Source organism: Bradyrhizobium sp. CCBAU 53351 (genome assembly GCF_015291745.1).
Classification (GTDB): domain Bacteria; phylum Pseudomonadota; class Alphaproteobacteria; order Rhizobiales; family Xanthobacteraceae; genus Bradyrhizobium.
The window spans coordinates 2,444,671-2,457,924 of record NZ_CP030059.1; the positions used below are offsets into that span (position 1 = coordinate 2,444,671).

Sequence of the window (13,254 nt, forward strand, 5' to 3'; positions counted from 1 at the left end):
ACCCTCAACCGAAGTATGTAACGGATGCACAGCCCAAATCCAGACATGTCTCAGCTATTCGCGGACCGTCAGGCCCAGCGCAGCACCCTGCATAATCGGTATCTGAACGAGCAGTTCGTTCGGGTCCTCAAAACCATCGGCTACGATGTCGGCTTCCAGAAGGGGCAGGGGCAGTATCTCTACGATCGCGATGGCGCGCGCTATCTCGACCTGTTGTCCGGCTTCGGCGTGTTTGCGATCGGGCGCAATCATCCGGTCATGCGCGATGCGCTCAAGAGCGTGCTCGATGCCGACCTGCCCAACCTGGTGCAGTTCGACGTCTCGGTGCTCGCCGGCGTGCTCGCCGAGCGGCTCCTGAAATACGTCCCCTATCTCGACAAGGCGTTCTTCGCCAATTCCGGCGCCGAATGCGTCGAGGCCGCGATCAAATTCGCGCGCGGCGCCACGGGGCGCCCCGGCATCGTCTATTGCGCCCATGGCTATCATGGCCTGACCTATGGCGCGCTGTCGCTAACCGGTGATTCGAATTTCCGCACCGGCTTCGAGCCGCTGCTGCCGGGCTGCACCTCGATCCCGTTCAACGATCTGGCGGCGCTGGAAAAGGCGCTGGCCTCGCGCGAGGTCGCGGCCTTCGTCGTCGAGCCGATTCAGGGCAAGGGCGTCAACATGCCCACCGACGAGTTCCTGCCCGGCGCGGCCGCGCTCTGCAAGAAGTACGGCACGCTGTTCGTCGCCGACGAGATCCAGACCGGCATGGGCCGTACCGGCCGCTTCCTCGCGGTCGAGCACTGGAACGTCGAGCCCGACATGGTGCTGCTGTCGAAGTCGCTGTCGGGCGGCCACGTGCCGGTCGGCGCGGTGCTGACGCGCAAGGCCATCTTCGACAAGATCTTCAACCAGATGGACCGCGCCGTGGTGCACGGCTCCACGTTCTCCAAGAACGATCTGGCGATGGCTGCGGGCATTGCGACGCTCGACGTCATGGAGTCCGAGAAGCTGATCGAGTCCGCCGCCAAGCGCGGCGCCGAGCTGCGCCTCGCGCTGACGCGCATGGTGCCCGGCTATGAGCTGATGAAGGAAGTGCGCGGCAAGGGCCTGATGATCGGCGTCGAGTTCGGCCCGCCGAAGTCGCTGCGTCTGCGCGCCTCCTGGAACGTGCTGGAGACCGCCAACAAGGGCCTGTTCTGCCAGCTCATCACCGTGCCGCTGTTCAAGGACCACAAGATCCTGACGCAGGTTGCCGGCCACGGCAGCCACACCATCAAGCTGCTGCCGCCGCTCACCATCACCGAGGAAGACTGCACCTGGATCGAGAAGGCGTTCGACGACGTCATCGCCGGCAGCCACAAGGTCCCCGGCGCGATCTGGTCGCTCGGCAAGACGCTGGTGGACAACGCGGTGAGAAGGTCGGCCTGATCTTCGGCCGACGCGCCGATCAGCAGCGCCCGGCGTAGTCCCAGATATGAAGCATGTTCAGCGTGAACAGGCCGGCAAAGCCGGCAATGGCGGCGAGGAGCGCGAACCAAATCCATTGCTTGCGCTCCTTGAGGGCCAGCAATGCAGCGCAGCCCGCCGCGAACATCGACGGAAGCGTGGTGCAGATAATCAGTGACGGAATCATGTCTGTCCTCCCAATGGAGCTGCAATCTGCCAAATTGCGCTCGCGAGGACTGTGAGAGGCGTCACTTCTTCAAACCATGGTGCGGCGCTTCGCCCGCTGCCGGCAATTACCCCTCCACATTCGCCTTCATCGCTGCCTCGAACTTGTCGACGAACTCGGCGAGCTCGTCGGCTCCGATGTCGCTGACGGCCCAGAAGTTCAGGCCGCGATTGCCCCAGCGGCGGCAGTTGAAGCCCTGCATCGTCTCGGTCTTTGGCGCGCGATACTCGGCGTTCGAGGTCTGCGACACGAACAGGTTGATCACATGCTGTCGGCGCCGGTAGACGACGGCGCCGATGGCGCGGGCGTCGGCATAGTCGAGCCGGCCGCCGACCAGCGTGAAGCCTTGCGCGGTGAGGTCGATCACGGGCGGGGCGACGTCGAGCTTGCCGTTGAACCACGGCTTGACCGTGTGCTGGTCGGTCGAGACCACGTCGGTGAGGTGGCCCGCCTGCAGCGAGCGCAGATGCGCGGAGACGACCTCCGACAGGATGCGCTGCTGGTCGTCCTGGCGCAGCACAAATGCGACGACGCCGGACGCCGCGAGCGCGGAGACGGCCGAGCCCATCGCAAAGCCGCGCAGCACGGAGCGCCGTGACGGCTGCTGGCCTGGTGCCTGCGGCAGCGAGGCTTCGATGCGAGTACGCAGGCTCGCCGGCGCGGTGTAACGCAGATTGGTGTCGGCAAGCACGCGCTGCATCTCGCGCTGCGCGGCGAGCTCCGCGGCGCAGTCCGGGCAGATTGCGATGTGGGCTTCGACCTCGCGCGCATGGCCGGCATCGAGCTCGTTGTCGAGCAGCGCGTGAAGCAGGATCCTTGCTTCGTCGCAGGTCATTTCGCTTGCTCCTCTTCCGCCGTCCAGGCCGCGCGCAGCATGGCGCGGGCGCGGGCGAGGCGGGACATCACGGTGCCGACGGGGGCGCCGACGGCGTCGGCGATTTCACGATAGGACAGGTTGTTGATCTCGCGCAGCACGAAGGTTTCCTTGAACGGCTCGGCGAGCGCGTCGATCAGCTTGCGGATCGCGCCGGCATCGCGGCTGCGCAGCATCTCGGTTTCCGGGCTTGCCTCGTTCTCCTGCCAGATCGGCGTCTGCTCGGCGGCACCGGGCGTATCCTCGATCGGGCTGGGCCTCGACGCGCGCCGCGCATATTCGGCGTTGCAGACATTGCGCAGAATCGCGAACAGCCAGGGCTTCATGGCCGGCCCGCGATAGCTGTCGAAGTGCTTCAGCGCGCGCAGATAACATTCCTGCACCGCATCCTCGGCGTCGGAGGCATCGCGCAGCAGATAGCGCGCGAGCGTGTAGACGTCGTCGAGATAGGGCAGCGCCGCTTCGCGGAAGCGTTGCGCCTTCTGCAAATCGTCGGTGGCGGGCATCGCTCCTCGCTTTGCCTCTGCTTCTTTTGTTGTCGCGATCGAAGGCGCACGCGCCCGGCCGGCGTGGGACCACCGGCCGGGCAAGACGTTGATGCCTTGGTTGGAGACGTTACTCAACCTTGATCATCCCCGTCATATGCGGGTGCAACGAACAAAAATATTTGTAGTCGCCCGCATTGGTGAAGGTGAACGTGAACTTGTCGTCGGTGTCCAGGGTCTTGGACCTGAACTTGCCGGCCGACACCACGGTGTGGGGGATGTCGTCCCGGTTGGTCCAGGTCACGGTGGTGCCGACCTTGATTGTGAGCTCGGGCGGCTGGAAGACGAAATTGTCGATATGGATCTCCATGTCGTCGGCGCGGGCGCTTGTTGCGGGCAACAGGATGGAAGCGGCCAAGGCGAGACCGAGATCGACGCCGAAGTCGCGGCGGTTGAGTGTCTTCATTGTCAGCTTCCACCCTAGCCCTGGAGCGGCGTGTCGATGATCGCGAGCCGCTGCTCGTTCTGCTTGAAGTTGACGCTGGCAACGCCGAGCATGCTTCGGAGCCTGGCGTCCTCGACCTTCATCGGACCAGGCGAGGGGGCGGCGCCCGGCGCCGGCTGCGGGAAAGCGGTGGAGCGCGCCGTGTGGAAGGTGACGTTGCCCTCGACTTTCTGCATCACCTGGTGGATGTGGCCGTTGAGCACGGTGACCGAGCCGAAGCCCTTGACGTATTCGAGCGCGCGGCCGCCGTCCTCGGTGCCCCAGCCCCACTCGGGATAGACGGTCCAGAGCGGAATGTGCGCAAACAAGACGATAGGCGTCGATTTCGATTTGCCGCGCAGATCGCTCTCGAGCCATGCGAGTTGCTCGGCGCCGAGATTGCCGAGACCGCCGGCCTTGAGATCGACCACGTTGACGAGGCCGACGAAGTGCACACCGCCGGCGTCGAACGAATACCAGCCGTGGCCCTTGGTGCCGCGGCCGTAGCGCTCGCGATAGAGCTTCACTTCCTCATCGATGAAGTCGTGCTCGCCGGGGACGTAATGCACGTCGAGCTTGGTCTGCGAGATAATGCGCTCGGCGTTGTCGAACTCGGCGGCCTTGGACAGATGGGTGATGTCGCCGGTGTGGATCATGAAGGACGGCTTGGCCGGCATCGCGTTGATCTTGTTCACGGCCTCCTCCAGCGTGCCGAGCGCGTTGGGATTGGCCGGCTTGTCGAAGCCGACATGGCTGTCGCTGATCTGCAGGAAGGTCATGCCGGGCGCGGCCGCGGTCGCGGCTTGCGCGGAATCGATGATGCCGAGCGAGCGCGGCACGCCGCCCGTGACCGTCCAGAGCACCCCGGTGCCGGCCCATGTCATGCATTCCAGCACCTTGCGGCGGCTGACGCCGTCGTTCCCGTGATCGTGTCCGCTCATCGCGCATCTCCCGCTCGCCCTGAATTGGGCTTCGGGGAGGTGATTGCGGGAGGGGGAAACTTATTCCCGGATGGGATGACGTTTTCGTGAGGAGGACGATCTCGTGTCCCGGACGCGCTGCAACGCGCAAGCGTTGCTGCGCAGAGCCGGGCCCAGCAAGCTGCACTGCGCGCCGCGAGATAGGCCCCGGCTCAGCAGCGCATCACTGCGTGCTGCGCCGCGTCCGGGGCGCGAGACCTATCTTGTGAATTCCCTTACCGCATCCACCACAGCCGCCGGCATTTCCTGCGCCACGCAATGCCCGGCACCCTCGAACACCATCGTGCTGACGCGAGGAATCAGCGAGACCGCGCGCGCTGCCATCTCCTTGTAGATCGGCCCCGACTTCGCTGCGGTCGTGACGCGCACCGGGCAGTCGATCTCGGTGAGAGAGCCGAACGGATTGCCGCGGGCATCGCCGACGTAAACCTGCTCCATTGCCTCGTAGATCGGGCGCAGGATCGCGGTCTCGATCTCGGGCGTGCAGCAGAGCCGCACTCGCCCATCGTCGAGCGACACGAAGCCGTGACGCACATAGGCGCGGAGCGAGGTCTCGGTCCAATCCGCAAACGCTGGCGCCGTGCGGTAGCGCTCGAAGACGGCATCCGCGCTGTCGAACTCGGCGCGCCGGCGCAGCGTGCCCTGCACGCGAGCGAGGGATTCGTCGTTCAGTCCTCCGGAACGGGCCGCGCGCGGGTCCATCACGGTCGGCTCCATCACGAACAGGCGGGTGAAACGTCCGGGCAGGAGCTTTGCCGCGAGCAGAAGATCGGTCGCGCCCGCGCTATGGCCGATGCCGTAGACATCGCGCAGCTCGAGCGCCTCGATCACCCGGCAAATATCATCGGCATAATCCAGGAAATGATAAGCACCGGGCTTGTGGCTGGCGCCGTGGCCACGGCGGTCGAGCGCATAGACGGTGTAGGTCGAGGCAAGCTCGCGCGCGACCTCGTCCCAGACGGCGGCGACGAAGCCGGTGCCGTGCACGAGCAAGGCGGGCGGCCTGCCGCTCTCGCCCCATTGCAACATCGCGATCTCTGCGCCGGCCGGGCCGATTGAAAAGCGGTGGGGGTTCATGATGGCGGGACGCTACTTCGCATCCTCCAGGATCATGGTCGCGCCCTTCTCGGCGATCATCGCCGTCGGCGTGTTGGTGTTGCCCGAGGTGATGGTCGGCATGATCGAGGCGTCGACGATGCGCAAGCCTTCGAGGCCGTAGAAGCGCAGGCGCTCGTCGACCACGGCCATGGGATCACTCACCGCGCCCATCTTCGCCGTGCCGACGGGATGGAAGATGGTGGTGCCGATGTCGCCGGCAGCCTTGGCCAGCGAGGCGTCGTCATCGCCGACGGTGGGGCCGGGCAGGTATTCGGTCGGGCGATATTTGGCGAGCGCCTTCTGCTGCATCAGGCGGCGCGTGGTGCGGATGGCGTCGGCGCCGACCTGGCGGTCGTCGTCGGTCGACAGGTAATTCGGCGCGATGATCGGCTTCTCGTCCGGGCTCGCCGAGCGCAGCCGCACGGTGCCGCGCGAGGTCGGCTGCAGATTGCAGGCGCTGACGGTGATGGCGGGGAAGCGGTGCAGGGGATCGCCGAACTTGTCGAGCGACAGTGGCTGCACGTGGAACTGGATGTTGGCGCGCGCGCGCGTCGCATCCGAGCGGGTGAAGATGCCGAGCTGCGAGGGCGCCATGGTCAGCGGACCACGGCGGCGGAAGGCGTAGTCGAGGCCCATCAAGCCGCGGCGGAACAGATTGTAATAGGTCTCATTCAGCGTGCGCACGCCCTCGACCTTGTAGATCGCACGCTGCTGCAGATGGTCCTGCAGATTGCGGCCGATGCCGGGCTTGTCCATCACGATGTCGATGCCGAGCGGCGACAGCCAGTCGGCGGGTCCGATGCCCGAACGATGCAGCACCTGCACCGAGCCGATGGAGCCGGCCGAGAGGATCACCTCGCGTTTCGCGCGTGCCTCGATGATCTCGCCGTTCTGGATGAAGCGCACGCCGACGGCATGGCCCTGCTCGATGATCAGGCGATCGACCAGCACATGCTTCTCGAGCCGCAGGTTCGGACGATTCAGCGCCGGCTTGAGGAAGCCGCGCGCCGAGGACCAGCGCCGGCCGCGCTTCTGGTTGACGTGGAAATAGCTGGTACCTTCGTTGTCGCCGGTGTTGAAATCCGGAATGCGCTTGATGCCCATCTCCTCGGCGGCGTCGCCGACCGCGTCGAGCACGTCCCATGACAGCCGCGGCGCTTCGATGCGCCAGCCGCCGCCGGCGCCGTGATGCTCGCTCGCGCCGAGGAAGTGGTCTTCGAGCTTCCGAAACAGCGGCAGCACGTCCTCGTAGCCCCAGCCGGTCATGCCGAGCTGGCGCCAGTGATCGTAATCGGCAGCCTGTCCGCGCATCGAGATCATGGCGTTGATCGCCGAGCAGCCGCCGATCACCTTGCCTCTGGGATAGGCGAGCGAGCGGCCGTTCAGCCCCGGCTCGGCCTCGGTCTTGAACATCCAGTCCGAGCGCGGGTTGCCGATCGCGAAGAGATAGCCCACGGGGATGTGGAACCAGATCCAGTTGTCGTCGCCGCCGGCTTCGAGGATGAGGACGCGGTTCCTGGGCTCGGCCGAGAGCCGGTTGGCGACGATGCAGCCGGCCGTGCCGGCCCCAACGACAATGTAGTCAAACTCACCTTCGAGCCGTCTTGGCATTCGGCTTCCACCCGGATGGTCACTCAACGTTTCGTCCTAATAGGCAGACGCTGCGGGCCGGGACAAGCCCGGCCATGACGACAGGACAGAGCTACCCTCAATCTGCGGGAGTTAGGTGGACTGCCGCTTGCATGGTAGACAGTCCTGCATTTTCAACAAAGCTCGAGACCCTCCATGCCCATCGTGAACCGCGTCGCCGACCTCCAACCCGATATTCAGGCCTGGCGCCGGGACATCCATGAGCATCCCGAGCTGCTGTACGATGTTCATCGCACTGCAGCATTCGTGGCGGAGCGGTTGCGCGAGTTCGGCTGCGATGAAGTCGTGACCGGCCTCGGCCAGACCGGCGTCGTCGGCGTGATCAAGGGCAGCAAGCCGGCCGGCGAGGGGCTCAAGGTGATCGGCATGCGTGCCGACATGGATGCGCTGCCGGTCGACGAGCAGACCAACCTGCCTTACGCCTCCAAGACCCCGGGCAAGATGCACGCTTGCGGTCATGACGGTCACACCGCGATGCTACTCGGGGCAGCCCGCTACCTCGCCGAGACCCGCAACTTCGCCGGCGATGCGATCGTGATCTTCCAGCCTGCCGAGGAGGGCGGCGCCGGCGGCGCGGCCATGGTCAAGGACGGCCTGATGGAACGCTTCGGCATCGAGCAAGTCTACGGCATGCACAACGGCCCGGGCATCCCGATCGGCTCGTTCGCGATCCGGCCCGGTCCGATCATGGCGGCGACCGACGAGCTCGATATCAACATCGAAGGCGTCGGCGGTCACGCCGCGCGTCCGCACAAATGCATCGATTCCGTGCTGGTCGGGGCGCAGGTGATCACCGCCTTGCAGTCGATCGTCGCACGCAGCGTCGATCCCCTGGAATCGGCCGTGATCTCGATCTGCGAATTCCACGCCGGCAACGCCCGCAACGTCATTCCGCAGACCGCGACGTTGAAGGGCACCATCCGCACGCTCTCGCCCGAGGTGCGCAAGCTCGTCGAGAAGCGCGTGCACGAGGTGGTCGCGGGCGTCGCCCAGATCACCGGCGCCAAGATCGACCTGCGCTATCAACGCAATTATCCCGTCGTGAACAACCACGCCGCGGAGACCGAGGTGGCGCGCCGCATCGCCAGGCAGGTCGCAGGCGATGCGAATGTGCACGAGATGCCACCGCTGATGGGCGGCGAGGATTTCGCTTATATGCTGGAAGCGCGGCCCGGCGCCTTCATCTTCTGCGGCAACGGCGACAGCGCCGGCCTGCATCACCCCGCCTACAATTTCAACGACGAGGCGATCGTGTATGGCACGTCGTACTGGGTGAAGCTGGTCGAGGAATCGCTGGCGGCGTCGTAAGGCTTTTTCTTCACCTAGCCCCGCTTGCGGTCGGGCATCGCGAATGAGGTTTGGGCTGGGGCATTGACACCAACCACGACGTCATGCCCGGGCTTGTCCCGGCCATCCACGCCTTTCCACGCGCTGAGAACGTGAATGCCCGGGACAAGCCCGGGCATGACGACGTCTGTGCAGTCTTGAGAGGCAAGAGCTTTAGAAGATCCGCGAGAAGATCACGTAGAGCGTGGCCGACAGCATGATCGCGCAGGGCAGCGTCAGCACCCAGGCCATCAGCAGGTTGCGAATGGTCGACCATTGCAGGCCCGAGCCGTTCGCCGCCATGGTGCCGGCGACGCCTGACGACAGCACGTGGGTGGTCGAGACCGGCAGGCCGAACACGTCGGCGGCACCGATCGTGGCGGCCGCCACGAGCTCGGCCGAGGCGCCCTGCGCGTAGGTGAGATGGGTCTTGCCGATCTTCTCACCGACGGTGACGACGATGCGCTTCCAGCCGATCATGGTGCCGAGGCCGAGCGCGATGGCAACCGCGATCTTCACCCAATTCGGGATGAACTTGGTGGCAGCATCGAGCGAGCCCTTGTAGGCGTTCAGGGTCGCGATCTCGTCCTTGCCGAGATCGTTCTCCTTGTCCTTCATCAGGAAGCGGATGGCTTCCGAGGTCATGTACATGTCGTTGCGGGTGTTGCCGACGGCCTCCGCCGGCACTTTGCTCAGCGAGCCGTATTGGGCAACTTGATTGCCGACATCCTTCACCAGCACGGCGAGCGAGGGATAGGTGCCTTCGTTGAGCTGACGCAGCGCGATGTATTGCGTCACGGCGGGGCGGGGATCACCGATGATGCTGTGGCCGGCGCCTTTCGCCGCGATCACCCTGGACGCGGCCTCCGAGGTCTTCTGGAATTGGGCGACCTGGGATTCCGGCAGCGCGCGGTTGAGGGCGTAAGCCGTCGGCACGGTGCCGATCAGGATCAGCATGATCAGGCCCATGCCCTTCTGGCCGTCATTGGAGCCGTGCGCGAAGCTGACGCCGGTGCAGGTTGCGATCAAGAGGCCGCGGATCCAGAGCGGCGGCGCCTTGTTGCCCTCGGGCGCGGCGTAGAGCGCCGGGTTGCGCACGATGAACTTGAGCAGCAGCAGCAGCACGGCGGCGCAGATGAAGCCGAACAGCGGCGACAGCAGCAGTGCGTAGCCGATCTCGGTCGCCTTGGTCCAGTCCACGCCCGAAGTGCCGTCGCGGCCGCGCATGACGGCGTTGGCGACGCCGACGCCGATGATCGAGCCGATCAGCGTGTGCGAGGAGGAGGCGGGCAGGCCGAAGAACCAGGTGCCGAGATTCCACAGGATCGCGGCGATCAGCAGCGCGAACACCATCGCGAAGCCGGCGCTGGAGCCGACCTGGAGGATCAGCTCGACCGGCAGCAGCGAGACGATGCCGAAGGCGACCGCGCCGGAGGAGAGCAGCACGCCGAGAAAGTTGAAGAAGCCCGACCACATCACCGCGACTTCGGCCGGCAGTGAATGGGTGTAGATCACGGTCGCAACCGCATTGGCGGTGTCGTGGAAGCCGTTGACGAATTCGAAGCCGAGCGCGATCAGCAGCGCGACGAGCAGGAGGATGTAGGGCAGATAGGTCGTCACCTTCGTGCCGGTGGCGTTGACGTCGGCATAGATGCTGTAGGCGACGAACAGCAGGCCCGCGGCGAGGATGCCGAAGAACAAAATCATCGTCAGTGGATTGAAGCCCTTGTCGAGATTCGGCCGCGAGGCCGGCTGAACGGGCGCGGGATCGGCTACCGCGCGGTCGAATGCAACATCGGTCATGTCTGGACGCCCCTTACCTTGCAGTTGAGGGGCATTGTCCGCGATGGATTTGAAGGCTGGATGACAAGCGGCGGTTGAAGGCCGCTTTCCCACCACTATTCAGGCGGCGTGCGCGGCTTTCCTCTGCAGGCCCGCTGCAATCTTCAGATCTTCGACAAAGCGCCGATATTCCAGCACCTTGGCCTCCGGATCGGGCAGTCGCAGCAGATAGGACGGGTGCACCGTCACCAGAGCCTTTCGCCCGTCGGGAAGGTCTATGAGGCGGCCGCGGGTCTTGCCGATCGGGGTGATCTTGCCGAACACGCTCTGCGCCGCGGTGGCACCCATCGCTACGATCAGATCGGGTTGGATTACTGAGACTTCCCGCTCGAACCATTGCCGGCACGCCCGGATCTCCGGCGTATTCGGCTTCTGGTGCAGGCGGATCTTTCCACGCGGCACGAATTTGAAGTGCTTGACGGCGTTGGTGACATAGACCTTCTTGCGGTCGACCCCGGCTTCCGCAAGCGCACGGTCGAGCATCTGCCCGGCCGGGCCGACGAAGGGGTGGCCCGCGAGGTCTTCCTTGTCGCCGGGCTGCTCGCCGACCAGCATGATGTTGGCCGATCTCGGGCCTTCGCCGAATACGGTCTGTGTCGCGTCCTTGTAGAGAGGACAGGCGCGGCAATGCGCGGCCTCCTCGCGGAGGGTTTCGAGATCGTCGGCGGCGGTCTTGCGTGGCATCGGAGCCTCCGGCCGCTTCTGGGGCTTGTGCGGATCGGTTGCGGCGTTGGCGATCATGGCGCCGGTCATGCGCTCGGCGTCCTCGATCAAGGGCTTAATGATCGAGGCTTCGGGCAGGTTCCTCCAGTATTTCTTCGGCATCTCGGCCTGCATCGCCTTCACCTTGAGCCGGGCCGGATTGAAGATGCTGGCGTAGTAGCGCCGCCAGGTTTCCTCCAGTCGATCCTCGCCCGGCGCCTCGCTCTTGCTGACACCCGGTGTGAACGCGAGCGCATGGCCATCCCAATGCGCGCAGAGGTCCGGCGTCAGGATCGACCAGGGCATGTCGGCGAAGCGTTTGGCGAAGAACGGCGCTGCGAGCTCGACGATGTGATGCTCCGGCTCGAACCAGGCGACGTAATGCGCTGCGCGTTCCCTGCCGATCTCGCGGAAGCGCACGAAGGCATGCATCTTGTGCTCGTCGCGATGGACCGCTCTCGCCATGGCGGTGACTTGCGCGACGTCAGGGTCGGTCGCGGCCTCGATGAGATCGTGATTGTCCTTCAGCCGAAACAGCAGCCGATAGAGGATGGCAAAGCGCTCGGGATCGCGGTGCAGGATCGCTGCTTTCGCGAGTTCGATGAACTTGCCTGATACGTTGAAGGTGCCGTCGTTCACCTCGAGGATTGGTGACGGCGCGGGCGGGGCGAACAGCTCGGCTTCGCCGCCTTGCACGGCAAAGGTGACATCGGCGGGCCTCACGTGGTGAAGCACGAGGCTGCGGGCGGCTGTGCGCCAGCCGTCGAAATCGGTTTCGGTCTCGAGGGTGATGTACTGCATCAGAAGCCAAATCCCAATTGTGTTGCCTTCGGCTTGAACCGTTCGATCAGCCGCGCGTCGTCGAGACGGTACGGCGAAGGGCGGTGATCGCTGAGGACGATGAACGGCAGCGCCTTGTGCTTGGGCACATGCAGCCGTGCGAGATCGGCGAAGCGGATCGTGGTGGTGCGCCGTGTCGCGATGATGCGTTCGACCGCCTTGGTGCCGAAGCCGGGCACACGCAGCAGCTCCTCGCGGCTGGCGCGATTGACGTCGAGCGGAAAGCGGTCGCGGTGGCGCAGCGCCCAGGCGAGCTTTGGATCGATGTCGAGCGGCAGCATCGCGCTGTCGTCGACGATCTCCGCAACGTCGAAGCCGTAGAACCGCATCAGCCAGTCGGCCTGATAGAGCCGGTGCTCGCGCAGCAGCGGCGGCTGCACCAGCGGCAAGGCGCGGCTCGCGTCGGGGATCGGGCTGAAGGCGGAATAATAGACGCGCCGCAGCTTGTACGAGCCGTAGAGATTGGAGCTGGTGTGGAGAATGGTGTGATCGGAGGCGCTGTCGGCGCCGACGATCATCTGCGTGCTCTGGCCCGCCGGCGCGAAGCGCTGCGGCCTCGCCTTCGTCTTTGCTTTGCGGTCGTCCTCGGCTTCGTCCAGCTTCAGCCGCAGCCGGCCCATGGTGCGGCGGATCGCGCGCACGTCCTTCTCGGGCGCGAATTGCTGCAGGCTGGTCTCCTCGGGCATCTCGATATTGATGGAGAGGCGGTCGGCATATTTGCCGGCCTCCGCGATCAATGCGTCATCGGCCTCGGGAATGGTCTTGAGATGAATGTAGCCGCGGAAGTGATGCTCCTCGCGCAGTCTTCGCGCGACGCTGACCACCTGCTCCATGGTGTAATCGGGGCTGCGGATGATGCCGGAGGAAAGGAACAGGCCCTCGATGTAATTGCGCCGGTAGAAGTCGAGCGTCAGCTTGACCACTTCCTCGATGGTGAAGCGGGCGCGCGGCACGTTCGAGGAGGCGCGGTTGACGCAATAGAGGCAATCGTAATTGCAGGCGTTGGTCAGCAGCACCTTGAGCAGGGAGATGCAGCGTCCGTCCGGTGCGTAGGAATGGCAGATGCCCATGCCGGGCGCGGTCGAGCCCATGCCCTTGCGGTCGCTGGAATCCCGCTTTTCAGTACCGCTGGAGGCACAGGACGCGTCGTACTTGGCGGCGTCGGCCAGGATTTCCAGCTTGCGTTGTACGTCCATGTTTGAATCCCGTTGATTCCACTGATGAATCCGCAAGCGCGCCAATTCGATTGACTCTCCGCGCGCCGTTAGCTTTATATTAGAACATATCATGAACAAATGAGCCAGCCATTGGTT

Annotated in this window: 12 protein-coding genes; 2 read left to right on the forward strand and 10 right to left on the reverse strand. The window is 65.0% G+C overall.

All coding sequences use genetic code 11. The features are described 5' to 3' along the window. Positions 1 to 24 precede the first annotated feature (24 nt). Positions 25 to 1,416 carry an aminobacteriohopanetriol synthase HpnO gene (gene hpnO, locus XH83_RS11445; RefSeq protein ID WP_194407094.1) on the forward strand — a complete coding sequence of 464 codons (1,392 nt, stop codon included), beginning with the start codon at positions 25 to 27 and terminating at the stop codon, positions 1,414 to 1,416. A 19-nt stretch (positions 1,417 to 1,435) separates the two neighbouring features. Here the strand turns inward: hpnO and XH83_RS11450 are convergent, their stop codons facing one another. The 7 genes from XH83_RS11450 to XH83_RS11480 form a co-directional block, all read right to left on the reverse strand. After that, entirely contained in the window at positions 1,436 to 1,621 is a 186-nt protein-coding gene (locus XH83_RS11450) for a hypothetical protein (protein ID WP_194407095.1), read from the reverse strand. Positions 1,622 to 1,727: 106 nt separating this feature from the next. Next, the gene (locus XH83_RS11455; RefSeq protein WP_194407096.1) at positions 1,728 to 2,495 is read right to left on the reverse strand and encodes an anti-sigma factor; all 768 of its coding nucleotides are present in this window, start codon (positions 2,493 to 2,495) and stop codon (positions 1,728 to 1,730) included. After that, positions 2,492 to 3,040 carry a sigma-70 family RNA polymerase sigma factor gene (locus XH83_RS11460; protein WP_194407097.1) on the reverse strand — a complete coding sequence of 183 codons (549 nt, stop codon included), beginning with the start codon at positions 3,038 to 3,040 and terminating at the stop codon, positions 2,492 to 2,494. Before XH83_RS11460 ends, XH83_RS11455 begins: the two co-directional genes overlap by 4 nt. A 109-nt stretch (positions 3,041 to 3,149) precedes the next feature. After that, complete coding sequence (locus XH83_RS11465) at positions 3,150 to 3,485, reverse strand: cupredoxin family copper-binding protein (RefSeq protein WP_194407098.1); 336 nt, start codon at positions 3,483 to 3,485, stop codon at positions 3,150 to 3,152. A 14-nt stretch (positions 3,486 to 3,499) separates the two neighbouring features. Further along, entirely contained in the window at positions 3,500 to 4,444 is a 945-nt protein-coding gene (locus XH83_RS11470; protein WP_194407099.1) for a metallophosphoesterase, read from the reverse strand. A gap of 237 nt (positions 4,445 to 4,681) precedes the next feature. Further along, a complete protein-coding gene (locus tag XH83_RS11475; RefSeq protein WP_194407100.1) occupies positions 4,682 to 5,560 on the reverse strand; it encodes an alpha/beta fold hydrolase in 879 nt (292 codons plus the stop codon). 12 nt (positions 5,561 to 5,572) lie between these two features. Next, a complete protein-coding gene (locus XH83_RS11480) occupies positions 5,573 to 7,192 on the reverse strand; it encodes a GMC family oxidoreductase (RefSeq protein ID WP_194407101.1) in 1,620 nt (539 codons plus the stop codon). A 174-nt stretch (positions 7,193 to 7,366) separates the two neighbouring features. Here XH83_RS11480 and XH83_RS11485 point away from each other — a divergent pair, with 174 nt between their 5' ends. After that, a complete protein-coding gene (locus XH83_RS11485) occupies positions 7,367 to 8,539 on the forward strand; it encodes a M20 aminoacylase family protein (RefSeq protein ID WP_194407102.1) in 1,173 nt (390 codons plus the stop codon). A 192-nt stretch (positions 8,540 to 8,731) separates the two neighbouring features. On the opposite strand, the gene XH83_RS11490 is transcribed toward XH83_RS11485, so the two are convergent. The 3 genes from XH83_RS11490 to XH83_RS11500 all read right to left on the reverse strand — a co-directional run bounded on the left by XH83_RS11490 (position 8,732) and on the right by XH83_RS11500 (position 13,137). Then, positions 8,732 to 10,360: an inorganic phosphate transporter gene (locus XH83_RS11490; RefSeq protein WP_194407103.1), complete on the reverse strand. Its 1,629-nt coding sequence runs from the start codon at positions 10,358 to 10,360 to the stop codon at positions 8,732 to 8,734. A 99-nt stretch (positions 10,361 to 10,459) separates the two neighbouring features. Continuing rightward, positions 10,460 to 11,902, reverse strand: coding sequence for a UdgX family uracil-DNA binding protein (locus XH83_RS11495; RefSeq protein WP_194407104.1), 1,443 nt, complete (start codon positions 11,900 to 11,902; stop codon positions 10,460 to 10,462). Continuing rightward, a complete protein-coding gene (locus XH83_RS11500) occupies positions 11,902 to 13,137 on the reverse strand; it encodes a putative DNA modification/repair radical SAM protein (RefSeq protein ID WP_194407105.1) in 1,236 nt (411 codons plus the stop codon). The genes XH83_RS11495 and XH83_RS11500 overlap by 1 nt, the downstream gene beginning before the upstream one ends. Between the last annotated feature and the right edge of the window lie 117 nt (positions 13,138 to 13,254).

Excerpts from the sequence above, each read along its gene's own strand:
- XH83_RS11490 (WP_194407103.1), bottom strand. The coding sequence starts at position 10,360 with ATGACCGATGTTGCATTCGACCGCGCGGTAGCCGATCCCGCGCCCGTT.
- XH83_RS11485 (WP_194407102.1), top strand. The coding sequence starts at position 7,367 with ATGCCCATCGTGAACCGCGTCGCCGACCTCCAACCCGATATTCAGGCC.
- XH83_RS11480 (WP_194407101.1), bottom strand. The coding sequence starts at position 7,192 with ATGCCAAGACGGCTCGAAGGTGAGTTTGACTACATTGTCGTTGGGGCC.
- XH83_RS11495 (WP_194407104.1), bottom strand. The coding sequence starts at position 11,902 with ATGCAGTACATCACCCTCGAGACCGAAACCGATTTCGACGGCTGGCGC.
- XH83_RS11465 (WP_194407098.1), bottom strand. The coding sequence starts at position 3,485 with ATGAAGACACTCAACCGCCGCGACTTCGGCGTCGATCTCGGTCTCGCC.
- XH83_RS11455 (WP_194407096.1), bottom strand. The coding sequence starts at position 2,495 with ATGACCTGCGACGAAGCAAGGATCCTGCTTCACGCGCTGCTCGACAAC.
- XH83_RS11450 (WP_194407095.1), bottom strand. The coding sequence starts at position 1,621 with ATGATTCCGTCACTGATTATCTGCACCACGCTTCCGTCGATGTTCGCG.
- XH83_RS11500 (WP_194407105.1), bottom strand. The coding sequence starts at position 13,137 with ATGGACGTACAACGCAAGCTGGAAATCCTGGCCGACGCCGCCAAGTAC.
- XH83_RS11475 (WP_194407100.1), bottom strand. The coding sequence starts at position 5,560 with ATGAACCCCCACCGCTTTTCAATCGGCCCGGCCGGCGCAGAGATCGCG.
- hpnO (WP_194407094.1), top strand. The coding sequence starts at position 25 with ATGCACAGCCCAAATCCAGACATGTCTCAGCTATTCGCGGACCGTCAG.
- XH83_RS11470 (WP_194407099.1), bottom strand. The coding sequence starts at position 4,444 with ATGAGCGGACACGATCACGGGAACGACGGCGTCAGCCGCCGCAAGGTG.
- XH83_RS11460 (WP_194407097.1), bottom strand. The coding sequence starts at position 3,040 with ATGCCCGCCACCGACGATTTGCAGAAGGCGCAACGCTTCCGCGAAGCG.